The sequence below is a fragment of the Halomonas litopenaei genome (assembly GCF_003045775.1).
GTDB classification, from domain to species: Bacteria; Pseudomonadota; Gammaproteobacteria; order Pseudomonadales; family Halomonadaceae; genus Halomonas; species Halomonas litopenaei.
In genome coordinates this window covers 1-16302 of the sequence record NZ_PXNS01000016.1, presented here as the reverse complement: position 1 = coordinate 16302, position 16302 = coordinate 1, and the positions used below count along the sequence as shown (strand labels likewise).

At 59.4% G+C, this 16302-nt stretch carries 14 protein-coding genes; 4 read left to right on the top strand and 10 right to left on the bottom strand.

The features are described 5' to 3' along the window. Positions 1-81 precede the first annotated feature (81 nt). The 10 genes from C6W88_RS19315 to C6W88_RS19265 form a co-directional block, all read right to left on the bottom strand. Positions 82-780 (bottom strand): protein phosphatase 2C domain-containing protein, encoded by a 699-nt coding sequence (locus tag C6W88_RS19315; RefSeq protein ID WP_108133654.1) that lies wholly within the window; start codon positions 778-780, stop codon positions 82-84. Next, a complete protein-coding gene (locus tag C6W88_RS19310) occupies positions 780-1484 on the bottom strand; it encodes a hypothetical protein (protein WP_108133653.1) in 705 nt (234 codons plus the stop codon). The genes C6W88_RS19315 and C6W88_RS19310 overlap by 1 nt, the downstream gene beginning before the upstream one ends. A 3-nt stretch (positions 1485-1487) precedes the next feature. Continuing rightward, on the bottom strand, positions 1488-2099 hold the full coding sequence (locus tag C6W88_RS19305) for a MarR family transcriptional regulator (protein ID WP_231498717.1): 612 nt from the start codon (positions 2097-2099) through the stop codon (positions 1488-1490). Positions 2100-3383: 1284 nt separating this feature from the next. Then, on the bottom strand, positions 3384-3512 hold the full coding sequence (locus C6W88_RS22010) for a hypothetical protein (RefSeq protein WP_258183972.1): 129 nt from the start codon (positions 3510-3512) through the stop codon (positions 3384-3386). Between the two features lie 3 nt (positions 3513-3515). Then, on the bottom strand, positions 3516-5201 hold the full coding sequence (locus tag C6W88_RS19295) for a DUF262 domain-containing protein (RefSeq protein ID WP_108133650.1): 1686 nt from the start codon (positions 5199-5201) through the stop codon (positions 3516-3518). 139 nt (positions 5202-5340) lie between these two features. Further along, entirely contained in the window at positions 5341-7173 is a 1833-nt protein-coding gene (locus C6W88_RS19290; protein WP_108133649.1) for an Hsp70 family protein, read from the bottom strand. Position 7174: 1 nt separating this feature from the next. Further along, complete coding sequence (locus C6W88_RS19285) at positions 7175-8413, bottom strand: fungal specific transcription factor domain-containing protein (RefSeq protein ID WP_108133648.1); 1239 nt, start codon at positions 8411-8413, stop codon at positions 7175-7177. A gap of 25 nt (positions 8414-8438) precedes the next feature. Next, on the bottom strand, positions 8439-9545 hold the full coding sequence (locus C6W88_RS19280) for a hypothetical protein (protein WP_108133647.1): 1107 nt from the start codon (positions 9543-9545) through the stop codon (positions 8439-8441). 263 nt (positions 9546-9808) lie between these two features. Further along, positions 9809-11488 carry a UvrD-helicase domain-containing protein gene (locus C6W88_RS19270; protein WP_108133645.1) on the bottom strand — a complete coding sequence of 560 codons (1680 nt, stop codon included), beginning with the start codon at positions 11486-11488 and terminating at the stop codon, positions 9809-9811. Between the two features lie 172 nt (positions 11489-11660). Next, positions 11661-12746 (bottom strand): helix-hairpin-helix domain-containing protein, encoded by a 1086-nt coding sequence (locus tag C6W88_RS19265; protein WP_231498711.1) that lies wholly within the window; start codon positions 12744-12746, stop codon positions 11661-11663. 246 nt (positions 12747-12992) lie between these two features. Between C6W88_RS19265 and C6W88_RS19260 the strand changes: the two genes are divergently transcribed. The 4 genes from C6W88_RS19260 (at position 12993) to C6W88_RS19245 (ending at position 16172) form a co-directional block, all read left to right on the top strand. Then, the gene (locus tag C6W88_RS19260) at positions 12993-13175 is read left to right on the top strand and encodes a DUF1654 domain-containing protein (protein WP_108133644.1); all 183 of its coding nucleotides are present in this window, start codon (positions 12993-12995) and stop codon (positions 13173-13175) included. After that, positions 13172-13621, top strand: a complete 450-nt coding sequence (locus tag C6W88_RS19255) for a LexA family protein (protein ID WP_108133643.1) — start codon at positions 13172-13174, stop codon at positions 13619-13621. The genes C6W88_RS19260 and C6W88_RS19255 overlap by 4 nt, the downstream gene beginning before the upstream one ends. Then, positions 13618-14895 (top strand): Y-family DNA polymerase, encoded by a 1278-nt coding sequence (locus C6W88_RS19250; RefSeq protein ID WP_108133642.1) that lies wholly within the window; start codon positions 13618-13620, stop codon positions 14893-14895. Before C6W88_RS19255 ends, C6W88_RS19250 begins: the two co-directional genes overlap by 4 nt. 203 nt (positions 14896-15098) lie before the next feature. Beyond that, positions 15099-16172, top strand: coding sequence for a hypothetical protein (locus C6W88_RS19245; RefSeq protein WP_108133641.1), 1074 nt, complete (start codon positions 15099-15101; stop codon positions 16170-16172). The last annotated feature ends 130 nt before the right edge of the window (positions 16173-16302 follow it).

Genomic DNA, 16302 nt, shown 5'->3' with positions numbered 1-16302 from the left:
CAGGGACCGCCACCGACATCAACACTTTCAAAACTTTCAAATTCCAACGTCGCTTTCAGCGACGGATCATGTGTCCGGTCGTCATGAAAATTGGAAGTGCTTGAGGTTATCGGTATCCGAGGCTTGGGCGATCTCAATAAATGGTTCAGCACCGACAGGCAGGGTAAGTAGACTCGCGTCATCTCGCAGGCGGTGCAGTGGCTCGCCTGCTTCCAGGTGCTCGAGCCAGTAGCCATCGGTGCCAAGCAGCACCATTTGACCCAGCTTCAGCGAGAACGCTAGGTGTTCAGGAGCTCTGAAGCGCCTAGCGTTCAGGCAACGGGTTAGCTGGTGCTCACGCCGTTCGTGCTCTTCTCTTGAGCGTGGGGATGGAAGGCCAGACTCATAAGCCAGCAGGTGCGGTGTGGTCAGCCATCGTGTCTTGGTCTGCCCTTGTAGGCCTACCCGGCAATCACCACAGTGCCAGATCTGTGCAACCAGCGTTTCCTGATCAAGGCTGACCATGCAGTAACTGGCGATATCACGAAGGAAGCCGTTGCGGAGAGAGGCCTGCTCCTCTCTGAGGCGAGCATGTACCACCGCTTGTGAGCAAGCCGTTACCTCGGCGAGCGCTTGAAGCCCAGCATCCGCCCAATGACGCGCCAGCTCAGCGCCTCGGGGGCCTTTTTCTGCGCCGTCGACCAGCACCGCCAGAAGATGATGGCGTTGCTGCCCCACTGCCGCAGCATCGCTGTTGCAGCTGCGCTCGCGGCCTTGTCTGCTGAACCAGTTTGCCAGCATCAGCCGCGCTCCCCGGCCAGGACCTCCAGGCGCTCGAAGAGCAGCGCTTCGCGGTCGGGGTCTCCGGCCGCACTCTGCACGGCATATCCGAAGAGATCATTGTCGAGAAGTTTGCTGAGCTCATCTGCGATATAGGCCCGAAGGTCGCTGCCGGCGGCTCTCACCTCATCAAGTAGCTCGGGGCGGCCATCCACGAGATTGAGGATGTCCTCGATGTCGTGGCTCGATAATGGATCGCCCTCACCCCGCCCCTTATAGGCTTCAAGCTTGGTGGCAACGAAAAGCGGTGGTGTGACCACGCGGATGGAAAGATCCCCACCTAGCAAGACGGGCTGTGCCGTTTCCAGTGCCTGGGGATACCAGTGATTGCTGAAGCCGAGCACGTCGTCATGGTCCGGCATCAGATCGACGCGCAACTCCCCCAGCTTCATGGCGCAGATTGGCATATCCTCATCTAGAGAAGAGGGCTCATCGAATCCCTTCGCCTTCAGCGCTTGCTTGAAGCGCTGAAGGTCGACATAGCTCATGACGCTGATGATCAGATCCACGTCATCGGTACTGCGCACCTGCTCTCGAGTGAACGCATCGGTAAGTAGTAGCCCGGTCGTACAGCCCCCGACGAAAGCTACCTGATCGCGCAGTTCATCCCCGAGGGCCTCGGCCACCCGGCGCAACATGGCACGCTGATCGTCAAACAAGCTCATCGCTTACTCCAGATACTCAGCCAGGCGCTCCGCAGCGACCTTGCTCTCGCGGGGATGACCCAGTCGAATGGCATCGACCAGAGCCAACATGGCATACAACTCTCGATCCCGACGCACCGCATAGGGCACACTCTTGAACAACGGCTCAACGGCCTGGCCTTTGCTTTTGCCCCGGGCGTCTGGCCATACCATCGGCAGTTCACCTGAGCTATATAGCTGGCCTTCCAGCGCTGGCGCGGCAAAGGTCGTCGCAATGCCGCGGGTAATTTCCCCGGGCTTGGCCGGGAACACGTAGCGCACCCCATGCATGATGAAGTTGAACAGAGCTCGGACGTTGGCGCGCGGCACGCCGGTTCGGTGATCCTTGCGAATCAGACCTACCTCCAGACATCGCTGAAGGGCAAGGCTAACCTGACTTTTGCTGATGCCAGTTTCCTCGGCCAAGGCCCGCACGCTGTAGCGTGCCTGCAGCTGGTCGTCCTCGAGCCCAGGCAAGCTCTCGCGCACCCCGTCCATGTCATCGAGCGCCCAGTCCCTCCAGTCATCTGGGAGCGCCTTCTCTCCCTTGCCAGTGTGAGTATCGGGGCCGCAGCCGTACTTACGCCTCAGGGCCACCAGCTTCAAGAGCAGACCAATATCTTGACTTTTCATAGTGCCACCACCCGTCTTGTCCCGCGTCCTAGGACACGGGACAGGCTCGATGAATCACTACCGAACTGTCAAGAAAAATCGTCCGCTACAAAGGGATTCGCTTGTCAACCGAGATGGCGTCTGCAAGCTCGAGCGAATCCACCTCCGATAGCTCTACATGTTGCCCCTGCATGGCTGCGACTAAGCCACTAGCTACGCAATAGACCCCACCCTCAGGTTCGCCCGACCGATCCCCCTGGCACAGCTCATCCAAGGCGACAGGCGCAGAGTATGAACCCTGGCTGGCCGGAAGGCCCCGGTACCCGATACGAGTAAAGCGAATATCGCGATGGTTGCAGGCCAGATCCAGTATCAGGGCCGTAAGGCTACCCCATTTCACCTACTGCTCCGGCGGACGGGCGGATCTTATGGCGCCGACGTGCTTCAGAGTTCGGACCAATGCTGGGGACTATCTAGATGGAGGCTACGGGGGCAGTAGACGATCGCACACTGCGTGACGCCCGTTCACTCAAGGAAGTGGTGCTGGAACGATATTCGTGGACAGCCAAGCATCGGGAAGCCCCGGCGTACAAGAGCAATGTAAAACCCAGACAGGACAACCAACAGGCAGGAAGGGGGCGGTGGTGGGCCCAGTAGGACTTGAACCTACGACCAAGGGATTATGAGTGCAATTTTGCTAATTTAAGGATCGTGCCTGCAGCGCAGTTATCCTTAAAATCAAATAGATAGGAATTTCCACTATTTACACTAGCCACACCGTTTTCTCGTAATCAGCAACCAAACCGCAACCAAAGCACAGTTCGTTCTATGCAACCGGATCTTATTCAGGGAGGCGCCCTAACCCGCCTGCCCTGCAGGCTCGGGCGCCATCAAAGCTCGTGCTCGTCCCGCTGACGTGCCTTGAGCTAGACATGGGTCAACATCAGCTCTCCTCCCTGAGAGCGTGGACATCATGAGAAGTATGGTGCATGAAGCGCGCACTTGACGTAGCAGGCAAGTAGCGGCGTTCATGCCAGATGCTTCATCAGAGCCACCTACTCGTCCTGCGACTTTCTCCCGCGGCGCAGGCGCTCCGCAATCCCCCTGCACCATTCCACGCAGGTCATGCTCCTCGAACAAGTCTCTGGCAGCCTGTCATGTTCCTTCGGAAAATCTCGCTTATTATTTATAGTCTCCTCAAGTCGATGCCAGTCCAACGCAGAGATGCGTCCTGAGCCTGTCGTTAATGGCGTGCAGTTCCGCCTGGACCTAGGTGATCAGCGGCACCCACAGTCGCTCGCGGTCCGGCCACAAAATGCAGGCTGGCGCGGCCTGCACATCGGGGTTGTAGGCGGCGGCCTGGCGGATCCGTTCAACCAGCTTTTCGAGTAGTATCATGCCTCAGAATTCCCACTTGTCGGCCAGCACTGCGATCAAGTCAGCCTGACGCTTCTGCACCACCTCAGGCGTCCATTGGTCTTCACCGAGCACTTGGCTGGTGAGTGCGTAGGATGAGACATTGCTGCGGCCACGGAAATAGGCGTCCTTCTTCCTCTTGAAGTCGTAGTTCTGAGCCTGAGAGTTCCGTCGCTTGTTCAAGGGTACAAGATTGGCCAGGCGATGAACCCACTGCTCCCGCATCTCTGACTCCGGCCACCATTCGGCCCAACGACTGTTGCTCGTGACGGTTTGCGGCAACACATGCTCGATAGTGAGCACCGTTGGGTCATAGGTTGCCGCACCATCCGATACGAATGAATCCAGTCTCAGCATCAGGTAGTTACGACGACGGGCAGTCAGTGTATAGATGTCCCCCTGAAGAATCCGCCGCATGTCAGACCTCTCCTTGTCCGTCAGTTCGACGGCTTGCACCGGATTGTCGTCGTCATGCGGCTGCTGCAGCGCAGCGATCAGCAGGGCATAGCGCTCGATACGCTGGTTCACGTTTTTCGCACAGATGTGCATGTAGGCCGCCAGACGTTCCAGCTTCCTGAAAAACCACGCCACATAAGCTGGTTCATTCTTGTGGTCTGCCAGGAAGACCATGGCGGGCGGAACCCAGTCCGAGTTATCGATGCGATTCAGCCAGCGCAGGGATCGATTGACCTTGTCGGCGTCGGTCTCGGCGACGTAATGCGATTCCCGCAGAATAGAAAGAGTCTCGGCATAGGGTTCCAGCACACCCTCGATCAGCGTGCGCGTATCGCTAACCTGTGTCAGAACGTGATTGCGGAACTCCTCCAGCAAAGCCCGCTTGGCCTTCTCCTTCGCATGGATCATGCGCACGTAGGCGAACAGATCGTTGAAGCCGGCACGACCCAGGTCGACCTCCATGTCCTCCCAGCGTTCGTTGTAGATTTCCTGCTCGCTGGTGGTTGAAAGCTTGCCGATGACATCCGCCTTGATGATGTCCGTCGGCTGGAGGTCGAGACCACGGCTATTCATGACGGAGAACACACGAAAAGCGGATTTCTGGCTGGGCGTGGAAACGGCTACGAGAAAGCAACGTTGCAGCAGGAAGCTGATGAAGTCACCCAGCCGCTCCGAGGAGTCTCCGAAGTGCGTCCTGAGCCGATCAATCAGAAGCTGGCTATTTGCCTGGATATTTTTCTGAGATTCATTTTCAAGCGACGCGGTCCCCAAGGCCAGGAGATCATTGAACGCCAAGCGCTGCACGTAACAGGTGAAGAACTCTCGATCCTTCTCACGTAGCGTCAACCGCGGCTTTGGTTCCAGGCCCGCGAACTTGTTTCCCGGCTCGATGATGTACTGGCTGAGTGTGCCCCTGTCCTCACCCTCAAGCTGGGCTGCAATGGCAGCAAGCAGGATCGTCAACGTGGTCAGGCGCTGCTGCCCATCGATCACTTCGGCTTTGGGGCTCCCCTCTTCCTTAATGAGCACGATGCTGCCAAGGAAATAGCCTTCATCCTCCTCGCTCCGGAAGAAGTCATATAGATCGTCGAAAAGCTCCGAAGCCTGATCGGTCGTCCAGGCATAGGGACGCTGATATGATGGGATCAGGTATTCAAAATCGGAACTGAAAATCTTGGCAAGCGGAAACTCCGCTCCGCTGATTTTTTTGCTCATGTAGTTTTCGCTCCCTGCTTTTTTCTCGCCGATAGCGTGAGTTGATAACCGGTGAATCGCGCACTGTTTGAATCGCCTGGCCCGCCAACGGCTGTTCGTTTTATCATGTCGTAATCTTGTAGTAGCCGACTTCGTGGCGTCAGTGGCCCGACAAGCACCGGCACTTCGGGTCACCAGCGCGTCTCCCGCAATAGCTACAAGGCACATACCAGGCCCGCTCATCCCGCTGTATCGGGCTCAGTTCATCAACACGCAAGAAGTGGCCGCCAGGCTTGCCCATCTCTTTTCTGATCAGGGCCTCACCGGGCACCAGGTTGATATCCTCGCGAATGGCCACGTTGGGCCGCAGCAGGACACTACCCACCAGGTGTTCGCTCTGGCTGCTGCGACCCTCAGGCTTTTTTACGGATTGCTCGGTCCCACCCGCCTGCTGTTGAGGTTCATTCAGTGAACGGTCGGTGATGCCCTGCATGATGTCCAGCCCGAACTCCAGCGAGTGGATGTCCACACTATCGCTGTCCCCCCTGATGGCAGATTTTGCCGAAGCGTGTAGGACCAAGTTATCGTCCACTTCCAAGTGAAGCATGATCCGCTCGAATAGCTGCTGCATCGAAGGGGTAACCTTGACGTTCAGGCAGGCCAGAGACTGGCGAGAATCGTTGGCCTGCACATGGCGTCCGTGGCGGGTAGGAGAGAGCAGGCTGAGCTTGCCGACGCCGTCGCGAGGGTCGGTGCAGTAGAGCATCAGGGTTTCCGCCTCGCTGACCTCACCGGCAGTGGGCATCTCGTAGCCCGCACCAATGACCGGGAAGTGCTGATTGCGTGCTGCGTGGACCTCGATGTTCTTGGCCAGGCGCAAGCGTGCCCGGTCATGAGCAATCCAGGCGGCCCCTTCCGAGATGATAGAGAAGCCACGTTCGGAGACCTCGACCCGGGTGGCACCGAACATCTCATAAAGGCCCGACTTGACCGCCGGCATGTTGGCGATGCCGCCCGTGGCGAGACACAGCGAGATATCGGAAGTAGTCAGGTCGGCAGAGTCGATCAGCGATTTGGCCCGCTTCACCCCCTGCCGAACTTTCTGGCCGATGATCGCTTCCAGTTCGCCGCGGGTCAGCAGGATGTCGATATCGGGGTCCGTGACGTCGTTTCGGAAGTAGCCGGGAATATAGATGGGCACTTGTTCCTGAGACGACAGCTTGATCTTGGCCTCTTCGGCGCGGGTCAGTAGGCGCAGATGGGCCCCCGGATCGACATCGGCGTCGTCGGGTTCGATGCCGGCCGCCTCGACGGCGCGCTTCTCGATCTCGCGGCGGATGGCCTCGTCCATCACATCGCCACCGAGCTCGTGGGTACCATCGTTACGGACCTGTACGAGCATGCCCTTCTGGACCTGGCACAGTGTCAGGTCGAGGGTGCCCCCGCCCCAGTCGAATACCAGGAGGTACTGCCCCTCCAGGCGACGGATCTCGTTCTCCGGGTCCTCCTTGCCGCGCAGGTAGCCGTAGAGTGCCGCCATGGGCTCATGGACGAACTGTTCGATGACCAAGCCGGCCTGGTGAAAGGCCTCCCGCAGTTCACGGCGTTGCCTGCCATCCATGTCCACCGGAATCGTGACGACGGCGCGACCGATACCCGGGTCAAGCTTATAGCGCGGGTCCTCCTCGGTAGCGCTCACCACGTGCTTGACGATATCGGCGACCATATCGCGGGGGCGCCGCGGGATGCCATCGACATGCACATGCTCCCTATCCAGTAGCATCTTGGGGGAGCGGACTACGTTGCCGATGACACCTATCTCGTGAGTCATCAGGCGCTTCTTGGCCTCGCTGCCGCAAATAACGCTATCGCCCTCGTAGCAGACCACGGAAGGATAGGGCTCGCCCCCCTGGTCGAATACCACCGTCTGGCCACCAGCCACCCGACTGATCAGACTGTTGGTGGTACCGAAATCGAAGCCGAAGACCACCATGTCACTCTCCTTCTGTCTCGCGCAGTATCTTCTTCAGGTGCATAAGTGTCTCTTCCACATAGGGCGAGACGATGTGCAGCTTGGGCGGGTCACGGTGCAGGGCGATCAACGCCTCCTCCAGACGGGGCACCTCGCTCTTTAAGGTCTTGGTGACCCGGGAGCGCAACCGGTGCTTGTCATCCTCCAGGTGGATGCTGGTGGTCTGAGCATTTTGCTTCTCCTGATGAAGCCTCTGCTCAAGCTCACCGGTCTTTTCCAGCAGGGTATCGCGCTCCTGGCGCAATGTGCTGATCTCCTCCTGCGCTCGGTCGCGTTCGGCGGTGAGGCGCTCGACATCTTTTCCCAGTCGTTCCAGTTCGCTGGCCTGTATGGCCTTGGTGTTCTCGATCTGACGCGACAACCAACCCAGTGGTGAAAAATCATCGGCGTTCTGGGTGTAGGCTGTCTTGAGCAGCGCCTCCGTGGCCTGGGTGGGGTAGTGGGTGCCGGTGGTAAAGACTCCATCCGCGCGTAAGAAGCGCAAGATGTCGTCTTCCTTGGCCCAGCCTTGATTGGCCTGCCAGATCATGCTCAGGAACAACAGGTTGCGCAGCTTGGTCAGGCTCTCCTTCTTCTCCTTGGCCGACACATCCTTGTTGACCGCCACCTGCTCCACTCGGCTGGCGTAGCGCCTGAAGAGTTCCCTTAAGGGAGGGCGTTCATCGTCGGTAAGTGGGAGCCAGGCATCGACACTCTCCATGGCCAGATCGAACCCCTCGCGGCCCGCGTCGACGGCGAACTTCAGCAGTAGGTCCTTTATGGTGCGATTGCTGTGGATCTCGAAGGCGGCGAAGGCCAGGTTTACGGTGCGGGAGAGCGAGGTATCCTCGCGCTGGGCGAGGTCGAGCAGCTCCGATCGCTGGCCGGCCGAAAGGGTTCGCTCTTCCAGCTTCTTCAGAGCGGGCTCGGTGATCTTCTTCGACGTGCTCGAGGTTGCATAGAAGCGCTGGATGATATCGAAGACCCGCGAGATGCCCTTGCTATTCTTTGTCTGGTTCCGCGTGGCAGCAGTCGCTGGCTCGCTGCCCTTGCCTTGTTCTTTGTCGATTGCAGGCCGCTCATTACTGTGGACTCGCGAGCTTGGTGAGGTGGCACCTGGTGAAGGCGTCTTCGATTCCGGTTGGCCTTGGTGTTTGCTGGCCTGCTTGCCGCGTCGCTCACCTTGCGAAACAGCGCCGGTGGCCTTGCTGGTGATCTTCACGGACCTACTCTCGTCCTTTTTGGAGTCAGTCATTCTCTACGTCCTCGATGATGCGGTTGGCCAGGGTCTCGAACAGTGGACTGTGACGCAGCATCCTGGCCCAGCTGACGGCCGGTTCATGATCGCCGGCCTCCCAGCAGGTGTTCATGGCCAGTGCCTGGATCTTTACCCGATCATGCTCGGTGGTCAGACTCTTGCTGGCCAGATGCGCCAGTTGAGGCAGTTGCTCCTGCTGCTCTGCCAGCGGCAGGCTGCAAAAACGCATGATCTCGGCGGTGAGTGTATCCACCGGCAGGTTGTGGCCGGAAGCGGTCCTAGTCTCAAGGGGCGGGCAGTGTTTGCCGGAGCGCAGGCCGTTCAATATCCGGCAGGTGATCGCGACCTGGCCACCGGGGGCGAGTATTTCAGCTTCGCTGAAGGCGTTGTCGTTGAAGTTGACCAGTGCCTTGATCAGGTTGGCCAGGGGACGGTCCATGAAGTGCAGTGCCTCGCGGGCAGCATGGAACTTGGCCGTATAATCATCCCGGTTCAAGCTCGTGCCGCCACGCTGGTCCTTGGCCAGCACGCCGTACAGGAAGTCGCTGATGCCCTCGATATAGTACCTGCCGCCATCCTCCCGCTTGGCCACTGTGATGAACTGGGCGATACGCTCGCTCTCCAGTGGCTGGTTGACAATCAGCATGTTGAAGGCCTTCTCGACCGCTAACAGCTGTGCCTCGGTGGGGATATCGAATTCGATCTGGTAGGTCACCGAGTAGTCGGCGCTGGTCAGAGTGACCTCGTGAAAGCCCGAGATGATCTTGCTGAGTCGGCGGCATGCCTCTTGGCTGGAGACGTCCTGCTGGTCGATCACGATCCGCTCCGCCTGCTGGATGATCCAGTCCGCTGGCAGGAATTGGCTGGCCATTACCTCGCCCCGCTCCTTGACCATACGGCTACCCACCAGCAGCTGGGGACGCTTAAAGGGGTGGTGGTCGAAGACGTGCTGCCGCCTTGCCTCGCGCTCCGTGAAGACCTCGCCGCACTTGTCACAATGGAAGGTGACGGGTCGGTTGGGCAACGTCGGAATCTCGGGGATCAGCACGCTTCCCCCGGCGTTGCCGGGGTCCACTGCATCGGTGATCTTGGCCATCGTTAGCTTCTCTGCGCGTTAGTGCATGTTTTTATGATTTTCTCGCTGCTTTCTTCGCCGCCAGCGTGAGGTGGTAGCCATTGATCCGGTCGCCCTTGGCGCCGCCCGGCTGGGGGCCGAGCAAGGGAAGTGTCTTGCCACTCATCGACAGCCACCACTCGATAGGGTGGTGTCCACTGGCCGGCCTCAATGAGTTCAGCCGCCTGGTTGAGCATGTCATCGAAGTCGACCGCCTGCTCGCGATCAAGCCGTTCTTGCCAAGCCTAGAGCACGTCCTCGAACAGGCCAAGGAACAGGTCGCTACGCACGGCAAAGTCGGTGCCCCGGCCGGCTGCGCGTAGGGCTTTGGGGTTATGGCCCTGAGACTTGTAATGCGACAGAAAGGTACGGAACAGCTTGGCCATGCGCGGCACGTCCAACAGCTTTGCCTCTTTGCCAAGGTTGTCCCGAGACGGGATAGGCTTGAGGCCATGAGCTTCGAGGTCACGCTTGAATACCGACAAGCCCTCCAGACTACGGAGGCCCGCCGAGGTGGTCTCGATATAGCGATTACCATCATTCCGGTGCAACTCTCGCTTCCAAGCCACGCCCTCGGCATAGCCGGTGAAGTGCAAGGGAGGATTGCCTTGTGCATCGAGCGCCAGATGCTCGTGGTACAGGCCGGCATCGGGGTAGTAAAAGTCCGGCGTGTACTGCGAATGGGCACTGTCGGCAGTATCGCGATGACAGGGGCGCTCGTAGCGGTAGCTGATGCCGTGATAGGCCAACCAGTCAGCTATAAGCCGTTCCTCCTGGCTCTTCACTCGTTCGCCACGATGCGTGAGGTAGTCCGGGTCGGCCCGGGTGGTCACCGGCGCGAGATTATCCCGGTCTGCCTGGCTGTCGAAGCTACCGACCGATGAACCGAAGACCGCTGCAAAGAGATCCAGCCTGGCCTTGAAGTCAGTGTCGAATTCACAGAGGCTTCGCAGCAAGTGCACCATCACGCCTTCATCCTGGCCATTGGCCAGCCAGTCTGGGACGGATGGCTTACGACCGGTGGCCTCGCCGATCACCTTGAGCGCAAAGGAATGGAAGGTGCTGGTGTGGATCTGGTCGGCATTGGCCACCCAAGGGCCTAGCTTGCTGCGTGTGCGTTCGCCCAACTCTTTCGCCGCTTCGCTGTTGAATGCCAGCATCAGCACCTCGTGCGGCGCAGCGATCCCGGCTCGCACCGCATACCCCGCCCGGGCAACCATGGTGGACGTCTTTCCCGAGCCGGCCGCGGCGATTAGCAGAACTCGATCATCGAAGCACACAGCGGCCCCGGCCTGCTCCCGGGTCAAGGGCTGGGATTCGACCGCTTCGAAGAAGGCGGCTTCGCGTTTGAGCTCCTCTTCCATGAATGCCTGATTGCGCGCCCCAACCGCCTGCTGCAGGGCTGGCCCGAAGGCGCGGCGAAGGGTCGCGATGGGTTCCGAATCGGACAAGCGGGGAATAGCCGGATGACGTCCGAGCTTGCCCATATCCATGGCGGAATCCGGTAGCGCAATGCTATCCCGCCGGGCACGCATACGGGCTTGCTCACTGTGGCGGATCCATCGGTTGCCAGGGAGCCCCTCTGTCGCGTCCTTCAGCCATGCTCGTAGAGCCGGTGCGCCGGCTCTGGCCAAGGTATGCAATTGTTTGTGCATGCTGGCGCTTAGGGTGACGCCCAGCTTGGCGGCGTCCTGCTTCGGCAACCCTTCTAGCGATACGAACGAAGGCCCCTCGAAGCCGTAGAGTGTGACCTCGCAAGATGCCCATATCCAGCCGCGTTTGATGTCCACTGCAGCGACATTCTCCAACGCGTATTGCTGGCACTGTCTTCCCCGGCGAAGCTCCCAATTGGCGCCGGAGAGTGATAGCTTCCATCCTGGGCGGACGAAGAGCAGACGCGCGAGGAGAGAGGGTGACCACTGCATATTGCGTCCTTGGATAGAGATCAAAAAGCGCGGCACTGCCCCGTATCTGCCGACCGATTACCACCCAGCAACGCGACAGAAGCCGAATTTCCCGCCACCATGTCGCCATGTGTAAGCACGGAAATCTCCACTAGTCCAGGACAATTAACTACTAGCTAATCGCTGAGCCGTATCAGCTACCACACACCAGACCGCTCTGCTCGATCTCCCCGGCGCGCGCCGAGCCGATGCCTTTGATGCGCGTGAGCGCTTCGACATCGGCCCAGGGCCTTCCGTCCATAATGTCCCGAGCACGGGCCGGGCCGATGTTGGGAAGCCGATCCAACTCACTCGCCAGCGCTGTATTGAGATCGATGCAGTGACTGCCGCTGCCTTTAGAGGGGCCGCTTGCGGTCACTGTACTGTTCATCCTGCCAAATCCGGGGCTCGCATCGCCCGTGGTCAAATAGATCGGCGCATGATCCGAGACGAGGCGTCTTGCAGTCTGATGATCGATACCCAGTAACTGAGGAAAATGAACAATACCGGTGCCGGTCACTTGGAGCGCCTTTGTGTCGTACCAAAAATTGTCGTAGAGGCTGGTGTATCGGCCGTCGCTTTTGCTGAGCGTCGTGGCGCCTCTGGTAATCGCGGGCTGGGCGCCAGCATAGCGCAGTGGTTGCCAGGAGCGATCGGTGGGCGCTAGATTGAAGTCGCCGGAAATCACGCGGGCGCTGCCGGGGTAGACCTCGCCCATCCAGTCCCAGATGCTGGCCAACTCACGAATTTCCGGCGTACGGTCGGTGCGGCTGTCGCCGTAGACGATATGCACCGCCGCCATGGCGACCGTCGCTCCATTTTCCGTATCACGGAACTCAGCCAGGTAGGGCTCCCGGGCGAAGAGATCGCCCGGATCCAGGTAGACCACTGCGCCTTGGGTGTACTCGACCGCGCTATCGCGCCACAGGAAGGCGTAACTCTCCCGATAGGAGCTACGACCCACCTCGTGTGACGCCATCGAGCTCCACGCTCCGTCAGTCCGCTGCTCCAGACGCCGCTCTAGCTCTTGTACCGCGTCAGTATCCATCACTTCCTGAAGCGCCCACAGATCGGCCCCCTGCAGGATTTCGGCGACGGTGGTGAGGTTCTTGTCGTTCTTCCAGCCAAGGTGCTTGAGATTCCAGCTACCGATCGTGATAGCCGCCGATGCTTGGGCGCACAGGCCAACGGTGAGCATCAACGCGCATGTGGTGAGTGCGGTTTTTATCAGGCGGGGCATGGCGGTCTCTGGTCAGCGAATTCGGCCGCTGCAACCTACCGAATTAATGCGATGGAGCCAACTCAGGCGCGCTCCGCTTCCCGCCGAGGCCTACGTCCATGGGAGCCATTGCGCCACACCCGACGCGATAACCGGAGCGGCCTACCTCGAAGCGATCGCGTTGAAGGAATATTAGTGATTGGCTGTGGTCTGTTTCGCCGTTAATACTGTATAAAAAAACAAGCTGCAGCAGAATGGAGATACGTCATGCCTATCGTGCCCTTTGCCACCCCCGATTTTCACCTCATCATTCAGCGGCTCCCAGGGGAGAGCGAGCGTGACTGGCAGCGCACGCTCAACAGGGTCGAGGTCTTCGGCCGGGCGGCTGTCACCCGCCTTCCCGACGGCAGCGCCGGGCTGCGCTGGGAGCCCCGGGAGGCGGCGGCATGACCATTGCCATCGACATCATTGGACGCGTCGATGAACTCTCAAGGCCGATGTTGCTCCCCCTGGCTGCCGGTGAGGTTCGTGCCGGGTTTCCGTCTCCGGCCGAGGACTACATCGAACGGGATCTCGACCTGGTTGCGCATCTCGTCCAGCATCCTTCAGCGACGTATTACGCCCGCGCCAAGGGCGACTCGATGGTCCATTTCGGGATTTATGATGATGATTTACTGATCGTGGATCGCGCGCTCGATGTCCGCCCGGGGGACATACTGATTGTCGCGGTCGATGGTGAACTCACCTGCAAGCAATTGGGCATGGCCAATGGCTGCAAGGCGCTGATCTCGGGCAATGCGGCCTATGCGCCCATCCTGCTCAGCGGATGCGATGTAACGGTCTGGGGCGTGGTCACGCATAACGTGCATGCGCTGCGCCGAGGAGTGGGTCGATGATCGCGCTGGCCGACTGCAACGCGTTCTACGTGTCCTGTGAAAAAGCCTTCAGGCCAGACCTGGATGGCAGGCCAGTTGGAGTGCTGACGAACAATGACGGCTGCGTGATCGCCCGATCCCCCGAGCTCAAGGCCCTGGGCGTTGCCATGGGCGCCCCTGCACACATGCTCGATCCCCACATCACTCGACAGTGCGTGCTGTTCTCCAGCAATTACGCACTTTACGGCGATATGAGCCGCCGGGTGACGGCTGTCTATCACCAGTACACACCGGACGTGAGCGTCTATTCGATTGACGAGTCATTCTTGGGGTTCGATGGGTTCCCGGGCGAGAGGCTCGAAGATCACTGCCAGGCCATGCGACTCCGGGTAAGGCAAGAAACGGGCATTCCGATCAGTATCGGACTCAGTACCAGCAAGACGCTTGCAAAGATCGCCAACCATTTAGCAAAAAAGGAGGCGGCCTGTGAGGGCGTGGCCCTGTTGCCACCGGAGAGCGACACGACGCGGCGTGTGCTTGAGCGGTTGCCCGTAACGGAGGTCTGGGGGGTGGCGCGGCGAACCGGCCTGCGCCTCGCGGATATGGGCATTCATACCGCCTGGCAATTGCGCGTGGCTGATCCCAGGCAGCTACGGCGCCTATTTTCGGTCGTCATGGAGCGCACCGTGTGGGAATTGCGCGGGCAAGACTGCATTGAGCTCGACGACATGTCGGTTCCCAAAAGGCAGATCATGACCAGCCGAAGCTTCGGCCGGCTTACCGGCGATCGCCAAGAGCTGCATGAGGCCATCAGGCATCATGCGAGCTGCGGCGCCGAAAAGCTCCGCAAGCAGCAGAGCCTGGCGTGTGCCCTGGTCGTGTTCGTCAAAACCAACCCCTTCCGGCCCGAGCTGCCCCAGCACCACGAAAGCCTCCTGCTGGCACTACCGCGTCCCACCGATGACAGCCGATTGATCGTCCATACGGCGTCGCGGGGTCTCGATCGGATCCATCGTGCGGGCGTGGCCTACCAGAAGTGTGGCGTGATGCTGACTGACCTCGTCGATCGAAACCATGAGCAGTTCGACATCCTGGCGGATCAACAAAGCAATGCCGAACGAGAACGCTCGGAGCGCCTGATGGCGACACTCGACAAGCTCAATCGTGAGCTGGGTGCGGGCACCGTCAAGCTGGGTGGAGGGCGCGAGAACGCGGCCTGGCACCTCCGCTGCGCGTATCGCTCGCCACGCTATACGACGCGGTGGGAGGAGTTGCCGGTCGTCAAGATGCGCTGATCAGTACAGCACGCTGGATACCTGGTTCATGCATACCCGGGCGACATGGTCCGGGCTGCGCCAAATCAGCCGCCAGCAAATGCCGTCCTGCTCGAGCTGCGGTTACATTGCCCGAATACGGGCGGAAACCATGATTAATCTCTCACAACAGCAAAGAGTTACATCATGGTAGGTTAGGGTCGGTACTGGACTGGAACCCCAACATGGCACTACTCACACCGCTAGGCCCGCTGGATCAACTGGACGTCGAAAACTGGGAAGTCCAGAAAGACCTGCTTTCCATGGACAAGCATCGGCTACTGGAGGGACTCGCCATAGAGGGCACTATGGAGAGTATCTTCAAGGAGATGCCACCCCTTGGAGCCAGACCACTTCCTCTCTCGCTCCTGCGGGCCGCTCAGAGGGGGAAGCCCAACTCATGGTGGATATGGCGTCACGAGCCGGATGACTCGGGAACGGGCAAGCTTTTCGACATGCTCGAAAGAAGAAATCCGAAGAGCGTGATTATGTGTGACTACAACGAGAGCCAACGGGATTTCGTCATGTCACGCTATTTCAAGCGGACCGGGGAGTCGGTACAGCAGAGACTGATGGCCCAGAGGCGGATCACGGTACCCGATTTCGAGAGCCCCGCCCCGCTACTCCAGGAAACGCTGAGGGTTCTCACCGCCTTTTTTCGCATCACGGAAGGTGCCCATAACCGCAACATGTTCAGGGACGTCGTTCTCCACCGTCTCTTCAAGAACTGCGCCATCCAGCCGTTTTACGACTTCCTGTGGGACATCGACACCATCCTTGAAATGCCGGACGGCCGGCTTGTCCAGCTGGAGATCAAACACAAGTTTCCTGGCGGTCGAGCCGACCTGTTCTTTGGCCTGAACGATGGCCAGGTCAGGACCATGCTCGAGCTCGCGAAATGTGGGATCGACACTTTCCACATCAATGTCGTGAAACCCTACTGGGACAGTAACAGCAGCACCGGCTACCTGATGAACGATCCATCCGTCCGGGACAACATACTCGTGGCGGGGCACTACCTCGATCGTGAGAAGCTCGAGCTGATCACGAGGAGCAGGAGCGGGAGTAGCGGGGAAACCGAATCCCTCTATGGCAGGAAGAAGCAGTCTTTCAAATCTATCCCTGTCACTGAATTCGTTCGGGTCGGCACTCTTCACGAGATTATCGCCTCCGGCCCGGCGCCCATTCTGGCAGGTGCCGGCCGGGAGCTACTTCCTCCCCTGACACAGCAGGAACTGCTGGAAAAGAGACTCGGTTAGCGAGTCGCCGGCAAATCCTCGGGGAGACGGATGTCGTGACGCCAATATTACCCATCAAAAAATGGGTAAGCGGATTAAATGGTTGATCTTACCTTTGCATGAGAGTGAGACAGACCGGCATCTCATCGGA

Bases quoted from the DNA above. Each gene is read 5' to 3' on its own strand.
- C6W88_RS19245 (WP_108133641.1), top strand. From the start codon at position 15,099: ATGGCACTACTCACACCGCTAGGCCCGCTGGATCAACTGGACGTCGAA.
- C6W88_RS19250 (WP_108133642.1), top strand. From the start codon at position 13,618: ATGATCGCGCTGGCCGACTGCAACGCGTTCTACGTGTCCTGTGAAAAA.
- C6W88_RS22010 (WP_258183972.1), bottom strand. From the start codon at position 3,512: ATGATACTACTCGAAAAGCTGGTTGAACGGATCCGCCAGGCCGCCGCC.
- C6W88_RS19315 (WP_108133654.1), bottom strand. From the start codon at position 780: ATGCTGGCAAACTGGTTCAGCAGACAAGGCCGCGAGCGCAGCTGCAAC.
- C6W88_RS19270 (WP_108133645.1), bottom strand. From the start codon at position 11,488: ATGCAGTGGTCACCCTCTCTCCTCGCGCGTCTGCTCTTCGTCCGCCCA.
- C6W88_RS19280 (WP_108133647.1), bottom strand. From the start codon at position 9,545: ATGGCCAAGATCACCGATGCAGTGGACCCCGGCAACGCCGGGGGAAGC.
- C6W88_RS19290 (WP_108133649.1), bottom strand. From the start codon at position 7,173: ATGGTGGTCTTCGGCTTCGATTTCGGTACCACCAACAGTCTGATCAGT.
- C6W88_RS19295 (WP_108133650.1), bottom strand. From the start codon at position 5,201: ATGAGCAAAAAAATCAGCGGAGCGGAGTTTCCGCTTGCCAAGATTTTC.
- C6W88_RS19260 (WP_108133644.1), top strand. From the start codon at position 12,993: ATGCCTATCGTGCCCTTTGCCACCCCCGATTTTCACCTCATCATTCAG.
- C6W88_RS19310 (WP_108133653.1), bottom strand. From the start codon at position 1,484: ATGAGCTTGTTTGACGATCAGCGTGCCATGTTGCGCCGGGTGGCCGAG.
- C6W88_RS19265 (WP_231498711.1), bottom strand. From the start codon at position 12,746: ATGCCCCGCCTGATAAAAACCGCACTCACCACATGCGCGTTGATGCTC.
- C6W88_RS19255 (WP_108133643.1), top strand. From the start codon at position 13,172: ATGACCATTGCCATCGACATCATTGGACGCGTCGATGAACTCTCAAGG.